Annotated in this window: 23 protein-coding genes; 19 read left to right on the top strand and 4 right to left on the bottom strand. The window is 50.0% G+C overall.

Translation table 11 applies throughout. From position 1 onward, the window contains the following. Positions 1-46: 46 nt before the first annotated feature. The 7 genes from MMIC_RS06525 (at position 47) to MMIC_RS06495 (ending at position 9,129) form a co-directional block, all read left to right on the top strand. Positions 47-1,012: an ABC transporter ATP-binding protein gene (locus MMIC_RS06525; protein WP_072659679.1), complete on the top strand. Its 966-nt coding sequence runs from the start codon at positions 47-49 to the stop codon at positions 1,010-1,012. Next, positions 1,009-1,959 carry an ABC transporter ATP-binding protein gene (locus MMIC_RS06520; protein ID WP_227819397.1) on the top strand — a complete coding sequence of 317 codons (951 nt, stop codon included), beginning with the start codon at positions 1,009-1,011 and terminating at the stop codon, positions 1,957-1,959. Before MMIC_RS06525 ends, MMIC_RS06520 begins: the two co-directional genes overlap by 4 nt. After that, the gene (gene yoaA, locus MMIC_RS06515) at positions 1,959-3,821 is read left to right on the top strand and encodes a DNA repair helicase YoaA (RefSeq protein ID WP_072659658.1); all 1,863 of its coding nucleotides are present in this window, start codon (positions 1,959-1,961) and stop codon (positions 3,819-3,821) included. Before MMIC_RS06520 ends, yoaA begins: the two co-directional genes overlap by 1 nt. 305 nt (positions 3,822-4,126) lie before the next feature. After that, complete coding sequence (locus MMIC_RS06510) at positions 4,127-5,644, top strand: alanine/glycine:cation symporter family protein (protein ID WP_072659657.1); 1,518 nt, start codon at positions 4,127-4,129, stop codon at positions 5,642-5,644. A gap of 146 nt (positions 5,645-5,790) precedes the next feature. After that, entirely contained in the window at positions 5,791-7,638 is a 1,848-nt protein-coding gene (locus MMIC_RS12465; protein ID WP_083530477.1) for an ATP-binding protein, read from the top strand. An 81-nt stretch (positions 7,639-7,719) separates the two neighbouring features. Further along, complete coding sequence (locus tag MMIC_RS06500) at positions 7,720-8,238, top strand: DUF2062 domain-containing protein (protein ID WP_072659656.1); 519 nt, start codon at positions 7,720-7,722, stop codon at positions 8,236-8,238. 6 nt (positions 8,239-8,244) lie between these two features. Continuing rightward, a complete protein-coding gene (locus MMIC_RS06495) occupies positions 8,245-9,129 on the top strand; it encodes a fructosamine kinase family protein (RefSeq protein WP_072659655.1) in 885 nt (294 codons plus the stop codon). Between the two features lie 38 nt (positions 9,130-9,167). Here MMIC_RS06495 and MMIC_RS06490 read toward each other — a convergent pair whose 3' ends face one another. After that, positions 9,168-10,565 carry a TldD/PmbA family protein gene (locus MMIC_RS06490; RefSeq protein WP_072659654.1) on the bottom strand — a complete coding sequence of 466 codons (1,398 nt, stop codon included), beginning with the start codon at positions 10,563-10,565 and terminating at the stop codon, positions 9,168-9,170. Beyond that, positions 10,562-11,998: a metalloprotease TldD gene (tldD, locus tag MMIC_RS06485; RefSeq protein ID WP_072659653.1), complete on the bottom strand. Its 1,437-nt coding sequence runs from the start codon at positions 11,996-11,998 to the stop codon at positions 10,562-10,564. The genes MMIC_RS06490 and tldD overlap by 4 nt, the downstream gene beginning before the upstream one ends. A 72-nt stretch (positions 11,999-12,070) precedes the next feature. On the opposite strand from tldD, the gene MMIC_RS06480 reads away from it, so the two are divergent. The 5 genes from MMIC_RS06480 to MMIC_RS06460 all read left to right on the top strand — a co-directional run bounded on the left by MMIC_RS06480 (position 12,071) and on the right by MMIC_RS06460 (position 15,292). Then, positions 12,071-12,277 carry a putative signal transducing protein gene (locus MMIC_RS06480; protein WP_072659652.1) on the top strand — a complete coding sequence of 69 codons (207 nt, stop codon included), beginning with the start codon at positions 12,071-12,073 and terminating at the stop codon, positions 12,275-12,277. Next, on the top strand, positions 12,277-12,981 hold the full coding sequence (locus MMIC_RS06475) for an EI24 domain-containing protein (protein WP_072659651.1): 705 nt from the start codon (positions 12,277-12,279) through the stop codon (positions 12,979-12,981). The genes MMIC_RS06480 and MMIC_RS06475 overlap by 1 nt, the downstream gene beginning before the upstream one ends. A 116-nt stretch (positions 12,982-13,097) precedes the next feature. Next, complete coding sequence (hflK, locus tag MMIC_RS06470; protein WP_072659650.1) at positions 13,098-14,210, top strand: FtsH protease activity modulator HflK; 1,113 nt, start codon at positions 13,098-13,100, stop codon at positions 14,208-14,210. Continuing rightward, entirely contained in the window at positions 14,207-15,079 is an 873-nt protein-coding gene (gene hflC, locus MMIC_RS06465; RefSeq protein WP_072659649.1) for a protease modulator HflC, read from the top strand. The genes hflK and hflC overlap by 4 nt, the downstream gene beginning before the upstream one ends. 27 nt (positions 15,080-15,106) lie before the next feature. Continuing rightward, the gene (locus MMIC_RS06460; protein WP_072659648.1) at positions 15,107-15,292 is read left to right on the top strand and encodes a DUF2065 domain-containing protein; all 186 of its coding nucleotides are present in this window, start codon (positions 15,107-15,109) and stop codon (positions 15,290-15,292) included. A 4-nt stretch (positions 15,293-15,296) separates the two neighbouring features. On the opposite strand, the gene MMIC_RS06455 is transcribed toward MMIC_RS06460, so the two are convergent. Next, a complete protein-coding gene (locus MMIC_RS06455; RefSeq protein WP_072659647.1) occupies positions 15,297-16,376 on the bottom strand; it encodes a cyclic nucleotide-binding domain-containing protein in 1,080 nt (359 codons plus the stop codon). Between the two features lie 120 nt (positions 16,377-16,496). On the opposite strand from MMIC_RS06455, the gene MMIC_RS06450 reads away from it, so the two are divergent. The 5 genes from MMIC_RS06450 to MMIC_RS06430 all read left to right on the top strand — a co-directional run bounded on the left by MMIC_RS06450 (position 16,497) and on the right by MMIC_RS06430 (position 20,376). After that, entirely contained in the window at positions 16,497-16,751 is a 255-nt protein-coding gene (locus MMIC_RS06450) for a YfhL family 4Fe-4S dicluster ferredoxin (protein WP_072659646.1), read from the top strand. Beyond that, positions 16,748-17,293 carry a guanylate kinase gene (gene gmk / locus MMIC_RS06445; RefSeq protein WP_072659645.1) on the top strand — a complete coding sequence of 182 codons (546 nt, stop codon included), beginning with the start codon at positions 16,748-16,750 and terminating at the stop codon, positions 17,291-17,293. The genes MMIC_RS06450 and gmk overlap by 4 nt, the downstream gene beginning before the upstream one ends. A gap of 239 nt (positions 17,294-17,532) precedes the next feature. Further along, a complete protein-coding gene (gene rpoZ, locus MMIC_RS06440) occupies positions 17,533-17,790 on the top strand; it encodes a DNA-directed RNA polymerase subunit omega (protein ID WP_072659644.1) in 258 nt (85 codons plus the stop codon). Positions 17,791-17,836: 46 nt separating this feature from the next. Further along, positions 17,837-19,993, top strand: coding sequence for a RelA/SpoT family protein (locus tag MMIC_RS06435; protein WP_072659643.1), 2,157 nt, complete (start codon positions 17,837-17,839; stop codon positions 19,991-19,993). After that, on the top strand, positions 19,990-20,376 hold the full coding sequence (locus tag MMIC_RS06430; RefSeq protein ID WP_072659642.1) for a RidA family protein: 387 nt from the start codon (positions 19,990-19,992) through the stop codon (positions 20,374-20,376). Before MMIC_RS06435 ends, MMIC_RS06430 begins: the two co-directional genes overlap by 4 nt. Positions 20,377-20,451: 75 nt before the next feature. Here MMIC_RS06430 and rpmB read toward each other — a convergent pair whose 3' ends face one another. Further along, entirely contained in the window at positions 20,452-20,643 is a 192-nt protein-coding gene (gene rpmB / locus MMIC_RS06425) for a 50S ribosomal protein L28 (RefSeq protein WP_072659641.1), read from the bottom strand. Positions 20,644-20,875: 232 nt separating this feature from the next. Between rpmB and MMIC_RS06420 the strand changes: the two genes are divergently transcribed. Together MMIC_RS06420 and MMIC_RS06415 are read left to right on the top strand one after the other, a co-directional pair. Beyond that, positions 20,876-22,894 (top strand): ATP-dependent DNA helicase RecG, encoded by a 2,019-nt coding sequence (locus tag MMIC_RS06420; RefSeq protein ID WP_083530475.1) that lies wholly within the window; start codon positions 20,876-20,878, stop codon positions 22,892-22,894. A 111-nt stretch (positions 22,895-23,005) separates the two neighbouring features. Beyond that, positions 23,006-23,380, top strand: coding sequence for a PilZ domain-containing protein (locus MMIC_RS06415; RefSeq protein ID WP_072659640.1), 375 nt, complete (start codon positions 23,006-23,008; stop codon positions 23,378-23,380). The last annotated feature ends 126 nt before the right edge of the window (positions 23,381-23,506 follow it).

Below are 23,506 nucleotides of genomic sequence, written 5' to 3'. Positions count from 1 at the left end.
CGATTCCTTTGTGGAAAGCAGTCTGCAGTTGCGTCACAATGCCGCTATGCTTGAAATCTCTGATCTGTCGCTGTCTGTTTCCATTCAGGGGGAACGTGTAGATGCTGTTTCCGCGGTTTCTTTACGTCTTGAACCGGGCCGCGTGCTGGGGCTTGTCGGCGAATCCGGTTGTGGTAAATCGCTCACGGCTCAAGCCATACTCAGGCTTGGTGAGCATCAGGGGGTAGAGAAGTCATCAGGTGATATCAGCCTCGATGGCAATAGCCTGTTTGATATGTCTGATGAGCAATTGAGACGCGTGCGCGGCGGTCATATTGCCATGATATTTCAGGAGCCGATGACGGCATTGAATCCTGTATTTACCATCGGTAGTCAGATTACCGAAGTGATCCGCCTGCATCTGGACATGAGTGCACAGCAGGCCAACCAGCGGGCGATTGATCTGCTGCTGGATGTCGGTATGCAGGACGCAGAACAGATTCTCAAACAGTATCCCGATTCACTCTCCGGCGGTATGCGGCAACGTGTACTGATTGCCATGGCTATGGCTGCTGACCCCGATTATATCATTGCAGATGAACCAACGACCGCACTCGATGTGTCGGTGCAGAAGCGCATTGTGGCGCTGCTTTTGGATTTGCAGAAAAAACGTAACCTGGGCCTGTTACTTGTCACCCATGATTTCGGTCTGGTCGCTGAAATGTGTGATGATGTGGCTGTGATGTATGCCGGTGAGATTGTTGAGTCCGGAACGGTAGCTGAAATTTTCGATCATCCTGCTCATCCATATACGCGTGCACTGATGGGCTGTCGCCCTGAAGTGTCCACTCCGGGTGAAGCCTTGCCGGTAATCGCAGGGCAGGTGCCTCCACCCGGTCGCTGGCCTGCAGGTTGCCATTTTGCAAAACGCTGCCCGTTGTCAGAAGATGATTGCAGTCAGGCTGTTGCAGCAGATGTCTGGGTCAAAGGTGAACATATTGTGCGTTGCCTGCATGTGGGAGATCCATCTTGAGCGAGTTAAAGGTTTCAGGACTGAATAAAACATTTGCTGCAGGCGGCATGTTCAAGGCGATTGGCAAAGCCAAGCGGGCGGTGATAGACACTTCATTTGATCTGGCAGCCGGGGAGACTCTGGCTATCGTGGGTGAATCCGGTAGCGGAAAGTCCACCACTGCACGACTGGCGATGCATCTTCTGGCTCCCGATTCAGGTCATGTATTCTGGGCAGGTGAAGATGTGACGCAGATGTCCGGCAAAGCGCTCAGGCAGCGTCGCAGTCATATCCAGATGGTATTTCAGGACCCGTTTGCAAGCCTCAATCCGCGCATGAAAATCTGGGAAAGTGTGGCAGAAGGTTTGCGGGTACACAGGCCAGATATGACAAAACAGCAGCGGCGAGAGAAAGTCGCTGAAACACTGGCGCTGTGCGGACTTGATGCTTCGGGTATGGATCGCTATCCGCATCAGTTCTCCGGTGGCCAGAGACAACGTATCGGCATTGCCCGGGCTTTGATTGTCGAGCCAAAAGTGCTGGTGCTCGATGAACCTGTATCTGCACTGGATGTGTCGGTACAGGCACAGATATTGAATCTTCTGAAAGATATCCAGCAGGCAAAAAACCTCGCATATCTGTTTATATCACATGATCTCTCTGTGGTGCGTCATATCGCTGATCGTGTGTCGGTGATGTTTGCCGGTCAGGTGGTTGAGCAGGGCAGTGCTGCAGATATTTTTGAGTCTTGTGCTCATCCTTACACCAGAGCATTGCTTGATGCACGGCCGATCACGCATCCTGATGAGCGGAACCGGGACAATGAAGTGCTGATCGTGGGTGAAGGCATGTCAGATTCCGGTTGTGCCTATCAACCGCGTTGTGCATTTAAGCAGCAAGCCTGTGCTGATTTCAATGGTGAGCTGAACGCTGCTGGCTGTGCCTGCCTGTTTCCGTTAAATAGTTAATGAAAAATATTGCTAGCCAGGTTCGCCGCGATTTCGCGGCCGATTCAGCACTGGCAACAGGACTGGCCGGATACGCCCGGCGTGAAGAACAGATTAATCTGGCTGAAGAGATCGGCACGGCTTTTGAGCAGAAAAGCGTGTTACTGGCAGAAGCGGAAACAGGGACAGGTAAAACCCTGGCTTATCTGGTTCCTGCTCTGCGTTCCTATGAAAAAATCCTGATCTCTACACATACCAAAGCACTACAGGATCAGCTGGTGCATCGCGACCTTCCTTCTGTGCAGAAAGCGCTTGGCATAGGGCGAAAGGTTGCGCTGCTAAAAGGGCGCAGTAACTATCTCTGTCCACAACGCCTGCAACGATCAATTACCAGTCCGGAGCTGGAAAGCCGGACGCAAAAGAACATGCTTAAAGTACTGAAATGGTCTGAATCAACCACAGACGGCGATCTCTCCGGCCTTGATTTCGATGTGTTTGCCAAGGGTATAGGGCAGATGGTCACAGCCACTGCAGATCAGTGCCTCGGTGTTAAATGTGGCGAATATGATGTCTGCCCGTTGATGAAAGCGAGGCAGCGTGCTCAATCGGCAGATATCGTGGTCACCAATCATAGCCTGCTGCTCGCTGATGCAGCGCTTAAGTCCGGCGAATATGGTGAGATTCTCCCCATGTTTGATGCTTATGTACTCGATGAGGCGCATTCTCTGCCGGAGCTGGCCTGCCAGCACTTTGGCATACAGTTAACCCGTTTAAAACTGATTCAGTGGCTGAATGATATGCAGGCACTGCTTGATGAAATGGGTGATGAACCGGCACTGAAAAAAGATGTGGTCGCAGCTGGCAGAGATGTGCTGGATGCCTGGCTGAAACCGGGTCTGGATGAGTTAAAAGATGCATGGCATGGCATGTTTGATCTGGCTGAATCACGCCGTGAACGTAGCGAAGATATGGCACGCATTGCAGATCGGGCTGGCGAGATTCTGGTGGAAATCAGAATGGTGATGCAGCCGGCAGATGGTTTTGTCGGCTGGAGTGATGGCGAGGGTGAAAACAAAAGGTATACCGTTGCACCTGTAGAAACGGGTCCAGTATTGAAGCAGCATCTATGGGACAGGCCTGCCGCTTTCGTACTGCTCTCTGCCACGCTTAGAGTCTCTGGAAGCTTTGAATATGCCCGCTTACGGCTGGGTGTGGATGTGGCCGACGATAGTTTCCATGCTACTCCCTTTGATTATTCGCGGCAGTCGATGATTTATCTGCCGCGTCATATGCCTGATTCACGTTCTCCGCAGGGTGTAGAGGCGCTGACCGATGAGATGGAAACACTGATTCGTGCATCACAGGGGCGCGCATTTGTGCTGTTTACCTCTTGGGGGATGCTGAATCAGGTCGGGCCGGAGTTGGCCAGGCGTTTGCCATGGCATGTTTTGATTCAGGGGGAGAGCGGTAGCCGGGACGCAATTCTTGAAACCTTTCGCAAGGACACGCATTCCGTGCTCTGCGGCACACGAAGTTTCTGGGAAGGTGTGGATGTGCCGGGTGAGGCGTTGAGCATGGTGATTATCGATAAGATGCCCTTTGCTCCGCCCAATGACCCATTGCTGAAAGCCCGTATTCAACGCTGCGAAGAGAAGGGGGGACACGGTTTCAGAGATATTCAGTTGCCTGAGGCTATTGCCACATTGCGGCAGGGGGCCGGACGTTTGATCCGTTCAGTAGATGATCGCGGTGTGATGGCACTGCTCGATTCACGCCTGTATGCCAAGGCATATGGACGCGAGGTTGTACGTAACCTGCCTGCAGCTCCGATCAAAGATGATCTATCGGAAGTCCGCTGGTTCTTCGAGGAACAAGACCAATAAAGCCACGGGTGTGGCTTTATTGGTCGCGTTAGTCAAAATAATCCAAGCCACGGGTGTGGCTTTATGGGGCGCGTTAGTTCAAACCCTGTTGGGTTTTAGTTTTGGCTAACCCCGTGATGACGGTCAGATGCATACCTGTACAATAACAAGATTATCTCTTTGACTTACTTTGCGTACTCTGCGGTGAAATAGATCAAATAAGCGTTAAAGCACTGCGTGTTTTAATGAGATTGATCTGGAGTCGCGGTAGCCAAAGCTTTAAATCTCTGCTGCATTCGGCAGTGTTTGAGTTGCAGGAGGGGTGAATGAACAAGTCAGTTATGAAGCTACTACTTTTCTTATTCATGCTGCTGTCGGCGAGTTCGGCATTTGCAGCAGAAAATGGAATTGATGCCATATTCGGCACCATTAACGGTTATCTTGCTTCCGTACTGTTTTTCGATGTGATGCCCGGCGAAGGCAATATGCCATTTATTGTTGCATGGCTGATTACCGGCGCTGTGTATCTCACCTTCCGTTTTGGCTTTATCAATCTGCGCATGATGGGGCACGCCTTTCATGTTATTCGAGGCAAATACCACTCCAAAGATGCAAAGGGTGAGGTTTCCCCGTTTCAGGCTCTGACCACTGCACTGTCTGCCACGGTGGGGCTGGGAAATATTGCCGGCGTGGCCATTGCTATCAGCATTGGCGGTCCCGGTGCGACCTTCTGGATGATCATTGCAGGCTTCTTCGGCATGACAACCAAGTTTACCGAGGTGACACTCGGTCAGATGTATCGCGAATACCGTCCCGATGGTCATATTATGGGTGGAGGCATGCAGTACCTCTCCAGAGGCCTGAAAGAGAAGGGGATGCCAAAACTGGGTAAACTACTGGCGATTCTGTTTGCACTGTTAACCATTGGTGGATCTCTCGGAGCAGGTAACCTGTTTCAGGTCAGCCAGGCGATGGGTGCAGTACAGACTGAGGTGGCCTTCTTTAAAGAGTTCCCTTTCGCATTTGGTGTCATCATGGCACTGGCAGTGGGTGTTGTGATTATCGGCGGTATCAAACGTATTGCCCATGCTGCTGAAGCAATTGTGCCATCCATGGTGTTCATTTACCTGAGTGCCTGCCTGTGGATTATTGCTTCCCATGCAGCCGAAGTTCCGGAAGCTCTTGGTCTGATTGTAAGTGAAGCATTTGCCCCAACAGCTGTAGCCGGTGGCATGATCGGTGTGATTGTGCAGGGCTTTAAACGTGCCGCTTTCTCCAGTGAGGCTGGCATTGGTTCGGCTGCTATTGCCCATTCAGCAGCATCAGTGAAATATCCCGTACGACAGGGTTTTGTCGCACTTTATGAGCCGTTTATCGACACCATTGTGATCTGCACGATGACCGCACTGGTGATTGTCATTACCGGTGTGTACAACGCCCCTGAGCATGCGGCATTGGTTGAAGGCAGCAAAGGAGCTGCGCTGACTGCAGTTGCTTTCGGTTCAGTGATATCGTGGTTTCCGATCATCCTTTCTGTTTCGGTGGTGCTGTTTGCTTACTCCACCATGATTTCATGGTCCTATTACGGCGAGCGCAGCTGGACCTATGTGTTCGGCGAGTCCTACTCGATGATTTTCCGTATTATATTTGTTCTGTTTGTGGCATTGGCATCTATCACCAGTGCAGGAAATATCCTCGATTTTTCTGATCTGCTGATTCTTTCCATGGCTTTCCCGAACCTGATTGCGCTGTATATACTGCAAGGTAAAGTGGCCTCTGCTCTGAAAGAGTATCTGGTCAAATTGCGCGCTGGCGAATTCGAACACGAAGGCAAGAGTATGTAAGCATACATCTCATCAATGCTGATATCTCAGGCATGAGACTGGCATTCCTTGTTTTTGTGCTATACTAGGCTTTACTTTCGCCATCACTTGGTGAACAAGCCTGGCTAGGCAATGGAGATGCTTTGGTTCAAAGGATAAATGAGAAGGTGAAATTACTGTTTTCCGGCTATGGAAATTATAGTCCGGATGAAAGTGGCCAGAAAGCTGTCCTCATGCTGCTGCTTACGTTATCCATCTCAGTCTGTTCTGTTTTTTCGATTATTAACTTTCTGTATGGCCATGAATGGCTTGCCTATGTCTTGATTATAGTCGGCTTGTCGTTTGTTCCCGTTATTATCAATGGATACAGAGGATGCTGGTTCAATCATTCACGTGAGATTTTCATGTGCCTCGCTTTTCTCACGTTTGTAGCACTGTTTGCCGACGGCGGCATTGCAAATACCGGTATTTACTGGGGATTAATTTTCCCGTTTCTGGCTTTTCTTCTCATGGGGGTTCGCATTGGCTGGCTGTGGGTCGCGGCTTTCGTGTTTTTCTATGCTGGCTTGTTGGTATTAGATGATCTGGGCTTTATGGCTTTCAGCTACAGTGCAGATACCTTGCGTTTTGTACCCGCAATGTTTCTCTGTTTTTCAATTATCGCCTGCGCATTTCAGTTGCAGCAGGAGAGGCGGCAGACCGAATTGCAGCAAATTAACGATGATCTCAAAACCAGTGAAGAAGAGCTGCGCCATGCCCAGGATCATCTTGAGCAGACGGTACATAAACGAACGGAACAGTTAAGAATAATCAATCAGAAGCTGAGTCAGGAAGTGGATGAGAAAATCGAGGCACTGCAGCAGAAAGAGTTTGCCGAGATGAAGTATGAACATGCTCAGAAAATGGAGTCAATGGGCACACTTGTCGGGGGAATCGCGCACGATTTCAATAATATGCTCTCGGGAATTACCGCCAACCTCTATCTGATTCAGCGTCAGATTGATGCTCCGGAGGCGCAACGCCGGTTGGATAAAATCGGTGACCTGACCATGCATGCTGCGGATATGATTCGTCAGTTGATGACTTTTGCGCGTAAGGATGTGGTGACACTGGCGGAATTTGATCTGGGTGTATTTCTCAAAGAGGCCTACAAACTGGCCAAAGTGTCAGTGCCTGAACATATCTGTTGTGATCTGGTCTTGCCTGAAGGTAAATGTCTTATCAAAGGCGATACTACCCAGATTCAGCAGATTTTGATGAATTTGATGAACAATGCCCGTGATGCATTAAGTGGTGTCAATGAACCCTTTATCAATGTGTCGCTGGTCAGGAGTAAAGCGGGCAAGAGCTTTCTGAGGAAATACCCTGATGCAAGGAACTGTGAATACGTGATTCTCACAGTAGAGGACAATGGATGTGGTATCCCGGAAGAAAAACTGAATAGAATCTATGAGCCGTTTTTCACCACCAAGGAGGTCGGTAAAGGTACGGGGCTGGGCTTATCGATGGTGTATGGGGCGATACAGTCGCATGGTGGTTTCATCGACTTGGTAAGTCATTTGGGTAAGGGCACAACTTTTAATATCTATCTGCCTCTGCTTGAAAGTGAGCATGCAGCAATAGGGTGGCAGAATAAAGCGATAGAGACAGGGCAGGGGGAATGCCTGTTGCTGGTGGATGACGACGAAAACCTTCTTGATGTGAGTGAACAACTGTTAAGAAATCTTGGTTACAGGGTTTTGACAGCTACAAATGGTCTGCAAGCCGTGGAGGTCTACAAAGCCAATCCTGGGATTGATCTGGTGCTGATGGATATCGTAATGCCGGTACTTGGTGGGAAAGCAGCAGCAGATCGTATCCAGAAATTGAACCCGGATGCCAAGGTTATTTTTATATCAGGTTATGATCGCGATCATGAAGCAACCCTGGAAATGGTTTCCGACTGGAACATGGTGCTCAACAAACCATTGGCTGTGGATGAATTAAGCCGGGTTATCAGGCAACGACTGAATTAAGCCTTCGATTTAAGCGGAAATCAGTTTCATTATTACTGCTTGTATTGTTTTAAAAAGCTTGTCCTGACATAATACCTTTCCATGCCAAGGAAGCTGTTACGCCGTTATATGCCGGATCATAAGACGATCAAGGAACACAAATATTTACAGTGTTTTGGTACGCTTCTGCATAACCCCGCACTCTGGCATCTGAACCGTCACTCCGTCGCCAAAGCATTCTTGGTAGGCCTTGTCTGTGCATTTATCCCGGTTCCTTTTCAGATGGTTATTGCTTCAGGTGGTGCCATCCTGGTGCATGCCAACCTGCCACTGTCAGTCGTGCTGGTCTGGCTAACCAATCCGGTCACCATTCCCCCGATGTTCTACGGCGCTTACGTTGTTGGTGCGTGGGTGATGAATACACCGCAAAAGGATTTTGAGTTTGAACTTAGTCTTGAATGGCTGGGCAGCGAGCTTTCCCTGATCTGGCAGCCGTTCCTGCTCGGCTGTGCTGTTGTAGGCATTACTGCAGGTTTGCTTGGTTATCTGGGTATAAATCTTTTGTGGCGCTGGATGGTGTTGCGCAAATGGCGTCGCAGACACCTTGGCAATCAGCACTGATAAGCCATGCTTTGGCAGGCAGTAGAGCACTCTATATCGCAGGCTCTTGATTGCAGTTTTAACATCACTCATACCAACAGTCTCTCCGGTGGCAGCATCAATTCGGCATATCGAATTGATGATGGAGATAGCAGCTATTTTGTGAAATTGAATGGCGAACAAGGTCTCTCCATGTTCGAGGCCGAAGCCGAAGGCTTAAGGGAACTGGCTGCTGCGAAAGCTATCCGGGTGCCGGAACCCGTCTGTTATGGCGCTGAATCAGGGCGTGCATGGCTGGTGACGGAATATATTTCATTTGGCAGACAAGGGAGCCATTCAGCGCAACTGCTCGGTGAACAACTGGCCGCTCTTCATCGCAATACATCTGAACAATTTGGCTGGTATCGTGATAATACCATTGGTTCAACAGTGCAGCAGAACAGTCAATCCGATCATTGGGTAACATTTTACAGGCAACAGCGCCTGCAATTTCAACTGGACCTAGCATCTCGCCATGGATTAAGCGGATCATTGCAGGATAAGGGGGATCGGTTGCTGGCTGATCTTGATGTTTTTTTCAGCGATTATGCTCCACAGGCTTCGTTGTTACATGGCGATCTGTGGGGAGGTAACTGCAGCTTTGATACAGATGGCAACCCGGTGATATTTGACCCGGCAGTTTATTACGGTGACCGGGAAGCTGATCTGGCCATGACTGAACTATTCGGTGGTTTCAATGCAGGGTTTTATGCCGCTTATAATGAGGTCTGGCCGCTGCATGTGGGATACCAGGTGCGAAAAGAGTTGTATAATCTCTATCACACCCTCAACCACGCCAATCTGTTTGGCGGCGGTTACGCCGCTCAGGCCGAATCGATGATGGATCGCTTATTATCTGAGATGAAACCTTGAACCGCAGGGATATTTCGTCTTTTCTGCGGCGGGGGCTTTTACTGTCCCGCGATGGTCATACCGGAAACAGCAATGGATGGCACAGCCGTTGATCCGAACCAGCTCAGATCAGAGCCAACCAGTTCAATATTGGCAAACATCTCTTTCAGATTTCCCGCAATGGTAATGCCCTGAACCGGCCGACTAATTTCACCATTTTCAATCAGGAAGCCGCCAGCACCACGTGAATAATCGCCTGTGACCGGATTAACGCCAAAACCGATGAGTTCGGTCACAAGCAGTCCGTTACCAATCTCTTTCAGCATGGCTTTCTGGCTATGTGAACCCGGCTGCCAGATCAGATTGGATGAGCCAATACCGATATCACCGGTGAGACCACGCATGGCACTGCCTGTTTCCTGCATATTCAGACGCTTGGCAGTGTAGCGATCAGTGAGGAAGGTTGTCAGCACACCGCGATCAATCAGCGAGTGAGCGGAGCAGCGTGTGCCTTCACCATCAAACAGACGGTTGCCCAAGCCTTCCGGGTGATCGTGTTTGTCTTCGATGTTGACGAAATCCGGAAATATAGTCTGACCTAATGCATCTGTGAGAAAAGAACGCTGCTGTAAAACGGAGCGGCCATTGATGGCTCCGACCAGATGACCAAGCAGTGATGTGGCCGTACGTGGTTCAAATACGATGCTACTGTGTCCACTGTGCATGCTGCCGGCATTGAGCCGACTGACTGCACGCGATGCTGCTTCTTCAGCAATAAGTTCAGGGCTGCGCAGATCATTTACATGTCTGGCGCGATGCCAGGCATAATCTCGTTGCATACCTTCACCGCTTCCTGCAATGACAGAGACGCTGATCGAGGCTGATGATTTGCCGTATTCGGCGGCAAAACCGTCGCAGGAGGCGTAGGCGACCCGGTTGTGGCCGAAACTTGCTTCAGCACCTTCGGAATTGGTGATTTTATCTGAATAGTGGCGTGCAACGTCTTCGCAATGCAGAGCTGCATCTCTGGCCTGCCCAATATCCCAGCCGGGATTGCCACCCGGGTGTTTTTTGTTCCACTCTTTCAGCTCATCGGCATCAGGATGGTTCGCTCCGACAGGAGGCATGGCATTCGGATCCGGTTCTGAAATTCTGGCCATGAGAACGACCTGTTCAGCCAGTTTTTTGAGACCTGATTCAGATACGTCTGAACTGGAAGCGGTGGCAAAAGCGAGCCCTCTGTCTGTTTCAACAAAAGCACGTAAGCCCATACCCTGTGCATCTTCGCGTTCAACCGATTCAACAGCGCCGTTGCGTACGCTGATGGAGTCGCCGGTATCATTGACGGCCAGCGCATCAACATAGGTTGCGCCCGCTTTGCGCGCTTCATCAATAAGCTTTGCAGCCAGATAGGAGAGAGAAGGGGCGTGCGATGATGATTCAGTCGGCAAACTCATGTTTCGGTTCCTCCGATGGTCAACTCATCAATGCGCAGCGTTGGCAGTCCAACACCGACAGGCACCGATTGGCCGCCCTTGCCGCATGTACCCACACCCGGATCAAGCTTCAGATCGTTACCGATCATCGACACCTTTTGCAGAACCTCGTGTCCGAGGCCGATCAGGGTTGCGCCTTTAACCGGATGCTGAATTTTACCGTTTTCAACGTAATAGGCTTCCGACGTGGTAAAAACAAATTTACCTGAAGTGATGTCCACCTGACCGCCACCAAAATTAACAGCGTAAATACCGCGATCCAGTGATGCCACGATATCATCCGGTTCATCTTTACCGGCCAGCATAAATGTATTGGTCATGCGCGGCAGTACGGGGTGCGCATAGGATTCTCGGCGTCCGTTGCCGGTCGGCTGCATGCCCATCAGTCGGGCATTTTGTCTGTCCATCAGGTAACCTGTTAAAATGCCATCTTCGATCAGCACAGTACGATTGCTCGGTGTGCCTTCATCATCAATCGTCAGCGAACCACGCCGCTCATGGATAGTGCCGTCATCGACAACGGTAATCCCACGCGCTGCAACCTGCTGGCCCATCTTGTCTGAAAAAACAGAGGTTCCCTTGCGGTTAAAATCACCTTCAAGTCCGTGACCGATAGCTTCGTGCAGTAGAATGCCTGGCCAGCCCGGCCCGAGTACAACCGGAAAAGTACCGGCTGGCGCTTCCTGTGCATCCAGATTGAGAATGGCCAGACGTACCGCTTCACGAACCAGTCGTTTGGCTTCATCACCTTCAGTCAGTCGTGAAAGAGAAAAACGGCCGCCACCACCGGCAGAGCCTGTTTCGCGCATACCATTCTGTTCGACAACAACCGAGATGTTCAGGCGTACAAGCGGTCGGGCATCATGCAGATGGCCACCATCCATACGAATAATATGAATATCCGAAAATGAGGATGAGACGTTGGCAAACACCTGTTTCACACGCGGATCGAGGCTTCGCGCCAGCGCATCAAGCTCTTCCAGCAGTGTTTTGCGCTGTAGAAAGTCCACGCCTTCAGAAGGATTGATATTCTGGTACAGGGCAGGGGAGGAATGGTCCGGATGAATGGCAACCGGTCCTTTAGTCTCTCCGCTCAGAGCAATGGCTCGTGCCGATTTTCCAGCCTCCATCAATGCGGCCGGGTCAAGCCGGTCGGTAAAGGCATGTCCGGAAGCTTCACCTTTAATCACCCGTGCACCCATACCCTGATGCGTTGAGGCGGATACATGTTTAACGCGACCCTCTTCCAGTGCCAGAGATTCGGCTGTGCTGTGTTCAATATATAGATCACCGTCATCTGCATCGGCAGGCAACATCAGAGAGAGAACCGATTGCAGGGTATCTTCGGATACGGGTAGTGAATCTGAAGCGGGTGTGTGTGTTTGACTGGACATGCAGCACATCGTCATGTCTGGCCGCACTCTGTCAAGCGTGACGCGGTTAGTGAATCCACATAAGCTGCGTCCATGATAGAATTAATTAAGCTTTCCGACCCTGTGCTGCTGCAGGTTCTTACCGATGCACTTGCAGAGAGAAATATTCTGTTTCGTGTTGATAATGCAGGCATGAATGCACTGATGCCACTGCCGAGCGTCATGGATGCTCGCGTACTTATTGCTGAGGATGACATCAAGGCTGCTGAACTGGTGTTGAATGATCTGGAGTTGAACTGATGTTTAAAGGTGCTGCTCTCTTTATAACCGGTCTGAAGCAGCTGCTTGCCAGAGCAGAACTGCGCAGTGTGCTGTGGCGTATGGCGGGATTGCTGCTCGTACTGATGTTGTTGCTTACCGGCGGCGTATTCTGGCTGATTGATTATGTCGCCAACCTCTGGATTCCAGAAGGGGATGCCTGGTACTGGCAGATTGTATCATGGCTGGCCTGGTTGCTGGCATTTGTTCTGGCCGTCCTGTGCGGTATCGTCAGCTTTGTGGCTCTGGGTTCTGCGGCCGTGGCGCCGTGGCTGGACCTGTTGGCCAGACGGGTCGAGCAGCGTACCGGTTCTGAGCTGGCCGAACAAACTTCAGGCTGGATGCAGCTGGTGATGCACAGTTTGGCCAACTCTGTGCGGCCATTGCTGGGACTGATGCTCTGGGGGGGCGCAGCACTGCTGTTCTTCTGGCTTCCGCCAGTGGCAACTGCATTATGGGTTTATGGCGGAGTTCGTTTCCTGAGTTTTGAATTGATTGATACACCAGCCTCACGGCGCAACTGGAATTATGCCAGACGAAAAAGTGAGCTGAATGAGGAACGCTGGTTTTATATCGGTTTTTCCGGCCTGGCAACACTGCTGTTGATGGTTCCACTATTGAATCTACTGGTCATTCCGGCAGCAGTGGTCGGATTGAGCCAGCATCTCGTCAATCGTGAAGAGTAATCAGTAAATCAGCTGATCGGTAAAATTCCGAACATGTAAAAACCCTTGAAAACAGGGGGTGCAAAGCGCTGGTTAGCTGGTTACACTGCGTCGCTGTATTTCGATGGAGGTCATGCATGCCCTGGAGCAACAATGATAACAATCAAAACCAGAACCCGTGGGGTAATCGCGGAAATGGCGGAGGCAACCAGACTCCCCCTGATCTTGATGAGGTCATTCGTCGCTTGCAGGAACGCTTTGGCGGATTCTTCGGTGGCTCCGGCGGTGGTAGTAACGGCTCAGGTGGAACTCCGAATCTAAGCAAAGGATTTATTACCGGCATCATGGCGGCAGTATTTGTCATCTGGGGTGTTTTCGGTGGTCTGTATATGGTTGCAGCCGATGAAGAAGCCGTGGTACTGCGTTTTGGTAAACATGTGGCGACCAAAGGCCCGGGTCTGAACTGGCATATTCCATACCCGATTGAAACTGTTGAGAAGCTGCCTGTGACACGTGTACAGCGTCTGGAAATCGGGTTCCGCCAGTTTGGTGATGGCACCGTGCGCAAGCGTGCCAATGAGTCATTGATGCTGACCAAAGACGAAAATATTGTAGATATCTCGTTCATCGTACAGTACAAGATCAAGAGTGTGGAAAATTTCCTGTTTAATATCGACAGCGCTACCAAGACCGTACGCGACGCAGCCGAGTCTGCCATTCGTGAAGTGATAGGCCGTACCCTGATCGATGATGTACTGACCACCAAAAAGGCCGAGGTGGAAGTAGAAACTCAGGAACTGATTCAGCAGATTCTCGACAGCTATGAGGCAGGTATCTCTGTCAGCACGGTGAAATTGCAGGATGTTCAGCCGCCTGAGCGTGTTATCAAGGAATTCAAGGACGTAGCAAGTGCTCGTGAAGATAAAGAGCGTGCCAAGAATGAAGCGGAAGCTTATGCCAATGCGATTATTCCAAATGCGCGTGGTGAAGGTAAGAAGATGGTCCTTGACGCCGAGGCCTATGGTAAGGCTGTGGTCGAGCGAGCCAAGGGTGAGGCGGATCGTTTCGAGAGTTTGCTGTTAGCCTATAAACAAGCTCCTGAAGTAACCCGCAAGCGTCTGTATATGGATACCATGCAGGAAGTTTTGAGCAAGGCGGACAAGATTATTGTTGATGGCAAGGTGGCAGGCCACGTGTTGCCTTATCTCCCATTGAATAAAAATGCTAACAAGGTGGAGGTGCAGAAATGAGTCCGAAACAGACTATGATGGCAGTTGTTGCAGTAATTCTGGCCTCAATCATTGGTATGAGTGCATTTGTGGTGGATCAGCGTGAGCAGACGCTGGTGCTGCAGTTCGGTAATCCGAAAGATGTAGTGAAGGAAGCCGGTCTGCACTTCAAATGGCCATGGCAGAGTGTTGAACGTTTTGACGGACGTTTGCTGGAAAGTGATGTGCCGCCGAATGAAGTTATTACCAAGGACAAGAAATCGATTCTGGTGGATAATTACGCTCGCTGGCGTATTACCGATCCTCTGAAAGTATATCAGGTTGCCCGAACACAGAATGGTGTGGCGGCACGCATGGACGATGTGGTTCGCGGTAAGGTTCGTGAGGTGCTGGGTCAGCATACCCTGCATGAGATTGTATCCGGTGGTGATAAGGCAAATCTGCGTGTTGAGCTGATGCAGACGATTCGTGACCGTGCCGATGAAGGTGTGAAAGATTACGGTATTACTGTGGTAGATGTACGCATTAAACGTGCCGACCTGCCGCAGGAGAACTCGGAAGCCGTATTCCAGCGTATGAAGGCTGAACGTAATCGTATTGCCAAGGAGTATCGTTCCGAGGGTGAAGAGGCTGCCAAGGAAATTCGTGCAACCGCTGAAAAAACTCAGAAGACTATTTTGGCTGAAGCGTATAAGCAGTCCGAAATTCTTCGCGGTAAAGCAGATGCTTTGACCACGGCTATTTATGCCAGGGCATACAACAAAGACCGTCAGTTTTATGCTTTTACCCGTTCACTGGAAGCGTATCGCGAATCCATTGATGTGAATACACGTCTGGTGATTTCACCGGATTCTGAATTTTTCAACTTTTTTCAACAGTCCAGACGATAATGTTATTGCCCGCAGGGCTGAAACATCATGGATGATCTCTGGGCTGCTTTAGGTCTGTTGCTGGTGTTGGAGGGCGCAATCTATGCGCTCTTCCCCCAGCAGATGATCAATATGATGCGTAAACTTCCTGAAATATCACCGCGCGCGATTCGCATGGCGGGTCTCAGTGCAATCGTGATTGGCTGGCTGCTGGTGAAGTTCATCCGCAGCTGAACGCTTATATCTGTTGCGTCTGGAATTCGTTGAGTTTACTCATCAATTGGGCTCGTTGTTTTGCTGCATTGGAAAACAGCGCGTTGCGCAGTGGCGGATAAGCTTCCACGACAGTTTTAAAGGCATCACTGGAAATATGTACAATAGCCAGAGCTGACAGTGCAACCATATCGGCAGGGCAACCACCGCCCTGAATGACTGCTGTATCACCCACAAGCGAGCCGGGTACAAGTGATTTCAGCTCTTTGATCGATTCATTATTTTGTAATTGGAAGCAAGCTTCTCCTCGAATTACCAGATCAACATAGTTCAACTTTTCTCCCGACTTGTGGATCGTGGTGCCTGCAGGGTACTGGCGAATGAAACTCTCTTTAGCCATATGCTGGCGCATATCCAGAGGTACATTTTCCAGCAAGGGACAGGAAGAGATCAGACCGGTGATACGGCGGATATCAGCTTTGTGCTGCAGGGCGGCTTTCAGCGCAGGTGTGTTGTTTAGTGCCGCAGTCATTTTATTGCGTGGTAGTTTGGCGACAATGCTGTTTTTATTCGCTACAACATCAGTTTTATGCGGACCGGGTGTCAGCAGGTTAGCCTCACCAATCACGTCTCCGGTATGAACCAGATTAAGCAATACATGTTTGCCAGTCGCGCCACGGACAAATTCTGCAAGTTCTCCTTCACAAACAAGGTAAAGCGTGTCTTCCACTTCGCCGCGACGAAACAGGTGACGACCCTCTTGTACACGTTTTTGATGCAATTTCAGCCACAGGCGATTTTGCATGGAGGAGGGTAACAGACTGGTGATATCTTCCTGGCTTTGATCACCTGACTCTTTGATGCGCCCGATTTGAGGGAAGCGTCGGGCCAGCTTGTCTGCTTTTCCTTTGTCGCCTTTTTTTAATAACAGTTTATGCAGGTGGCGTAGTATTTCTGTAGCAGTGGCCAACTGTCCATCATCAAGCAGGAGTTCAGCGTATTGTCCTATATATGCCTCATTTTCCGGGTAGAGTTGAACCAGATCTGCATAGACCTTGAGTTGTGAGTTCTGCTTTGACGAGGCGGAAATATTTCGATCAGACATAAGAAACGAGACTACTGCCACATTCATCGTGCGGAAACAGGTAATTACATTACGGATACGAGAATTGTTTTCGCAATCAATACAGTTTCTCATTAAGATTAGTCACTAGGAGTTACACACATGGCTTTAACGATTACAGATGACTGTATCAATTGCGCGGTTTGTGAACCGGAATGCCCGAACCTTGCGATATTTGAGGGTGAAGAGATTTTCGAAATTGATCCGGAACGTTGCACCGAATGCGTGGGGCACTTTGATGAGCCTCAGTGTCAGATGGTCTGTCCTGTCGATTGTATTCCACTTGATCCTGAACGAGTTGAGTCGAAAGATGAGTTGCAGAAGAAATATGAGTTACTGACGGGGCAGGGCGCATGAGCGGCAGATTATTTATTGTTTCAGGGCCATCCGGTGCTGGTAAGTCCAGCCTGTGTACTGCATTGCTGGAAAAATGTCCTGATCTGAAACTATCCATTTCCTGTACAACACGTGGTCCGCGTCCAGGCGAAGTGGACGGGTCTGAATATCACTTTCTTACATCTGATGTGTTTGAGTCTCAGCGTGATCAGGGTGATTTTCTGGAGTGGGCAAACGTACACGGCAATATGTACGGCACGCGCCAGTCCGACATAGAAGCTATGCTGGCAGAAGGTTCCAATGTATTGCTGGAGATTGACTGGCAGGGGGCTGCACAGGTGGCTGAGAAAATTCCATCTGCAGTACGTGTGTTTATTTTGCCACCATCGCTGGATGAGTTGAAAAAACGTCTGACATCACGTGCTCAGGATAGTGCTGAAGTGGTTGCATTCCGTGTTGCTGCTGCAGAAGCCGAGATTGCCCATGCCGGTGAGGCACATTTTCAGGTGATTAATGATGACTTTGATGAGGCGCTGGCTCGCCTTTTGGAGATATTCCGGTAAATATGAAGTAAGGATGCTCAGGGGTAGCAGAGCACTCTTCGGACGTCACTTGCTGACCTTTCTCAGGAGTGAAATGGCATGGCAGCTGGAAACCGGGGATGAGCCACATGGATGTGGTGAATATCAAAAAAACATGGATCTGGTTTTTCAGCGACGTTCTAGATCATATATTATAAGAGTTGCATTTTACGCGGTCTTTTCTAGGTTGTCAGACATAGTTCAGTTGGAGGTAAGCCGCCATGGCTCGCGTAACAGTAGAAGATTGCATTCGTTATTATCCTAACCGTTTTGAAATGGTTTTGTTGGCATCCCGCCGCGCCCGCCAGCTGCTTAATGGCATGCCTCCGCTGCTTGAGACAGAAGGTGATAAACATGCTGTACAGGCATTGCGCGAAATGGGCGATGGTTATGTTTCGTGGGAAGCTCTGTTTGAACAGGATGAACAGGCCCGTCTGCGTGCCAGCCAGTTTGATGAAGAAGAGGCCAGCGCCGCCTGATTGCCATTGGCTTGCATGCATCTATGAATTTTATTCACTATAAGCCGTGAGCCGAATTTTTGAAATTACCGAACGTGTTGCCTCTTATGCACCAAAGGCAGACCTTGACCGTATAAACCGCGCTTATGTTTTTGCGGCTCATGCTCATGCCGGTCAGACGCGTATATCCGGTGAACCCTATATTACCCACCCATTGGCCGTAGCCGATATTCTTGCCAGCCTTGGTATGGATGAGGCCACTATTATCACGGGTATTCTGCATGATACTGTTGAAGATACCGATGTAAGTCTGGATGATGTTGAATCTCATTTTGGCTCGGATGTGGCCACCCTAGTCGATGGTGTCACGAAGATCGGTAAGATTCATTTTAATTCATCCGAGCATAAACAGGCAGAAAATTTTCGTAAAATGATTCTGGCTACTGCCAAGGATCTGCGTGTGTTGATCGTCAAGCTGGCTGATCGTCTGCATAACATGCGCACACTCGGTTTCATGCGTGAAGAAAAGCGTCGCATGATCGGAGAAGAGACGCTGCAGATCTACGCACCGCTGGCGCACAGGCTTGGCATTCACTGGATCAAACAGGAGATGGAAGACCTCGTATTTTCCTATCTCGAAACCGATGCTTACAAATCACTATTGCAAGAGATGCAGGGGCGCCTTGAAGGCTTGAACAAAACGCGTGAAAGGCTGGAAAGTATTATTCAGCAGGCTCTGGAGCGGCAGGGGATGGAAGTCCGGGTACAGGGGCGCATGAAACACCTGTATAGCATACATGAAAAAATGCAGCGCAAACATGTGAACTTTGATGATATATTCGATCTGGTGGCGTTTAGGGTCATCGTTGAAGATATGACTAAATGTTATCAGGCCCTGGGTGTTGTACACAGTCTGTATCGTCCGGTTCCTGGGCGTTTCAAGGATTATATTGCTCTGCCCAAGCCCAATGGTTATCAATCACTGCACACCGCTGTAATCGGACCGGAAAATTTCCGCATTGAGGTGCAGATCAGAACTGATGCAATGCATTCATATGCTGAAGATGGTGTGGCTGCTCACTGGGCTTATAAAGAAGGCTCAACTGAAGCTGGTGAGCGCGAAAGTTTCAAGTGGCTGAAGCAGTTGACCGATCTATTGAAGGATACTGAAAACCCGAGTGAATTCCTTGAGAATGTGCGACTCGATCTGTTTGTTCAGGAGGTTTATGTATTCAGCCGTGACGGTGATATTTTCCCCTTGCCAAGAGGAGCCCGGCCACTTGATTTTGCCTATGCCGTACATACTGATGTCGGTCATCACTGCATCGGTGTGCGTATCAATGGTGAAATGGCCGATTTTTCTACGCGTTTGAGAAATGGTGATCAGATTGAAATTATGACCAGTCCGGACCAGTCGCCAAGCAGGCAATGGTTGCAGTATGTGAAAACACCACGTGCGCGTCAGTCCATCCGGCAGTGGTTCAAGCGCCAGGAGCGAGAAACATGTGTCCGGGTGGGGCAGAAGATTCTGCGCGAAGCCATTGGAAAAAAAGATGTGCCTGCAGATACGCTGAAGCGTTTCAATTGTGAGAATATGGAAGATCTCAAGATACGTCTGGGCCGCGGTGAGATACCAATTCATTCACTGCTCGAGGCTACCGAACATGATAAGCGGGTTCTGCCACTGAAGCTGAAAGGGCTGAAACGCTCCATGATGCATGCGGCGGGTTGCTGTCATCCGATTCCGGGCGATCCTGTCCTTGGTCTGTTCACTGCCGGCGAAGGTATGATGCTGCATCATCGCAAGTGTCCTGAAGTTGCCAGCCAGGGTAACGTGGATTGGCTGGAGGTCGAGTGGGAGGCCAAACGTGGCCAACTGTTTAAGACCGGTATCGAAGTGCGCTCGCAAAATGAGCGTGGCATGCTGGCCAATGTGACACGTAGTATTGCCGATGCATCATCGAGCATTGAGGATCTGAAGCTAAGCCAGCGCGGTGGTTCAATGACTGAGCTGTTGTTTCTGGTGGAAGTGGAGGATCGCAAACATCTGGCTGCAGTATTGCGTTCGATCAAGTCTGTATCAGGCGTGGTGAGTGTGTCCCGTCGTAACAGGGTCGGGCTAAGTGGTAAACCGGAAACACGGGCTCTGGGTGAAACGCTTCGCGACTTCTTCAGTCGGAAATCTTCATCAAAAACAACAAACAAGAAGGAAAAAGAGACATGAGTTGTATACAGGTTATTCATTCGGATGATGCCCCTAAAGCAGTGGGCCCATATAGTCAGGCTGTTGTTTCCGGAGGTGTACTCTATGCCTCGGGCCAGATCGGGCTGGTGCCTGGCGAGGGTAAGCTCATTGGCGATGATGTAGAGTCACAGGCCGGGCAGGTAACGAAAAATCTGTCTGCCGTACTGAGTGAAGCAGGTGTTTCACTGACCGATATTCTGAAGGTGAATATCTTTCTTACTGATATGGGTGACTTCCCACTGGTGAATGCGATTTATGCAGAGTGGCTGGGCGAGCACAGGCCTGCGCGTGCTACGGTCGCTGTAGCTGCTTTGCCACTGGGCGCTAAAGTAGAGATGGATCTGGTTGCCAGAGCAGGCTGAAAACAGTTCTGGAATACAAATAAAAAGGGGCGCCTGACTGACAGGCGCCCCTTTTTTGAATTTAGTATGAGGTAATCAGGCGGCTTTCTGGATCTTGCCGGAACGCAGGCAGCTTGAGCAAACCTTTACTTTAGCAGTCTGTCCATTCACAACAGCACGAACTTGCTGCAGGTTAGGCAGGAAACGACGACGCGTCGTATTATGCGCGTGACTGACATTGTTGCCGCTCATTGGGCCTTTTCCACATACTTCACAACGTTTTGCCATAACTATTACCTCCGAAAACGGGGCGCACTTTAGGTGAATGTGCTGGAGCATACAAGTAAAAAGTTCACTCTTTTTGACCTGATATCGAAATAGACCAGATTGTTATGATTCTTTTGCCTGAACTGTTGAAATAAAACGGGTTTTTCAGCACATAAGATGCCTTGCTTCAGTTGTTGAGCTGTCCGTATTATGCCCGGTTGAGCAAGGCCATGTAATCGGTCAATATCAGCCTATGTACGATTTGTTTGCACAGCCGTTGACTGTGATACCCGGTATTGGAGCTACCCTTGAGAAGCGATTGATGAGCCGTGGCATCAACTGCATTGGAGATTTTCTCCTGCATCTGCCAAAGGATTACGTGGATGATCGCCACGTCATGCCTATCGCATCACTGCAGGAGGGGATGGATGCACGCATCAATGGTCGTATCGTCTCCAAACAGGCGCGCGGCTTTGGTCGAAATCGGCAGGTGATGATCAAACTTGCTGATGAAACAGGCTTTATTGCTCTCAATTTTTTCCATTCCGGTTATATGATGACCGATGCGCGACTGACTGAGGGCAGAGAAATTTCTGTGCGCGGTAGTGTGGAGTCATGGAAAGGTTATCTGCAGATGAATCATCCGGACTGGTGTGTGATGGAAGCATACCATCCGGGTTATCGGCCGGTTTACGCATCGCTGGCCGGATTAGGTGGAAAACGCATAAGCACAATGATCAAGCAGGTGCTGGCTCTGTTGCCGACAACGGCAGCAAGCCCCCTGGATGCCAGACTGGCGAGTGAATTTCATCTGCCTGACTTGAGAAGTGCACTGGCTCGTTTGCATGGCCCGGAAGATGCGGATCGTGATCTGTTGGAGAAAGCCAATGTCCGGCTTAAATCTGAGGAGGTCATTATTTACCTGCATCTGATGCGGGAGAAAAAAGTCGCGGCAGACTGTCCTGGACTTACATTGCAGCGGGAGGGCTTGAGCGAACAGTTGTTGAACAGCCTACCGTTTCCGCTGACTGAAGCGCAAACCACAGTCTGGTCGGATATCTCACAAGATCTGCATAGCGGCAAACGCATGCATAGATTACTGCAGGGTGATGTGGGAGCAGGCAAAACGTGGATTGCCGCCCTTGCCATGGCCAAGGCTGCAGGCTGTGGTTATCAGGCTGCACTGCTTGCTCCGACTGAGGTGCTGGCCAATCAGCATGCCGAAACACTTGCGGAACTGTTTGCTCCCTTAGGCCTTGAAATAAAACTACTGACCGGCAGTACAAGGGCCAGGGCACGCAGAGAGATGCTGGCGGAGTTGCAGAGTGGTGAGTTAAAGCTGATTGTCGGTACGCATGCTTTGTTGACTGAAGATGTGCATTTTAAACAGCTGGCGCTGGCACTGGTTGATGAGCAACATCGTTTTGGCGTTCGACAACGATGGGCTCTGGCCGATAAAAAGCGCGAAGGCCATGAAGCAGTTCATCTGCTCGGCATGACCGCAACACCGATTCCACGCACATTGGCACTTGCTCTCTATGGAGATATGGACCTCTCCATTATGCGTGGTATGCCGCCGGGCAGAAAGCCTGTGGAAACTCGCGTGATTGCTTCAAGCAAGATGCAGCCTCTGATTGGTGGTATGCAGCGCATCCTGGATGGAGATGGGCGAATCTACTGGATTGTCCCACGTATTGACGAAGATGAGGATGGATTGTCGGTCGATCAGCGTGTGGAGTTATTGAAAGGATATTTTCCTGATGCCAATGTAATCGGTCTGCATGGACGCATGAAGTCCAAAGACAAGCATGCTGCACTGGAGGCATTTACTACGGGTCAGTGCACAATCCTTGTATCCACGACCGTTGTAGAGGTGGGAGTGAATGTTCCTGAAGCACGCCTGATCGTAATTGAGGCCGCACAAGCTTACGGACTGGCACAACTGCATCAGCTCAGAGGCCGCGTAGGGCGCTCATCGGATCAGGGATATTGCATGCTGGTTGCCGGACCTGAAACATCTGAAGGCTCGATGGCACGTCTGAAGCAGATGGTAAATACTCATGATGGTCTTGAACTGGCTGAAGCAGATCTGGCCATGCGTGGTGGCGGTGATGCTGTCGGCACACGTCAGCATGGCGATGCGGGCTTCAGGTTATTGAATATGTCTGAGGATGCCGGTTTGATTCGCCAGTGGTTCGAAAACCTGCCTGAGTTCACGCCATCCGAAGATATGCAGCGCTTCTGGCGCCCGTTCGCAGAATCCACAGATTAGCGCATGTTTTCTTTTACTCTTTATCAATAATGAGAGGCCCGTCACATTAAATGTTGGCAGTATTTTGTATACTGAGGGCAAGGTATTTACCCTCGATGCAGGAGGTCTGATATGCAAAATGAACGTCGCAATGGTGATCGATACTGTTTTCATCTGGATCTGCAGCCGAAGGGGGAGTTAACTCTGTTTGTTGATGGACGAATACTTTCTGTGTGGAAGCTGGTGGATATCTCACCCTTTGGCACAGGACTTTCCATACATGAATCCCTGGATGCTGGCAGCAATGTTAGTTTGCAGTATCTGGATGATAATGGAGAAATTCAGGTGTCTGGCACAGTAGCCTGGAGTGATTTGGAGAACAGCCAGGAAGAAGGTGAAGGATACAGGGTTGGCATCCAGTTTTCCCGTAAAACAATGAGTCTGAACGTGGCGATTTTCAAAGCCGTAACAGATTTTCCTACTGACTATCATCGCTGTGCCGCATGAACAGCAGGACTACCAGGATAGTCTTAATGCTCTGATATAGAGAGTCTTTGTTCTGTCTTCAGCAAATGCAGCTTTCTATTTGTAATGAAATAAAGCCCCGTTCGACTTATGATCCGATTCGAGAGC

The sequence above is a fragment of the Mariprofundus micogutta genome (assembly GCF_001895085.1).
In the GTDB taxonomy this organism is placed as follows: Bacteria; Pseudomonadota; Zetaproteobacteria; order Mariprofundales; family Mariprofundaceae; genus Mariprofundus; species Mariprofundus micogutta.
The sequence above is the reverse complement of the archived record's forward strand: the minus strand, read 5'-3'. Positions and strand labels throughout refer to the sequence as shown.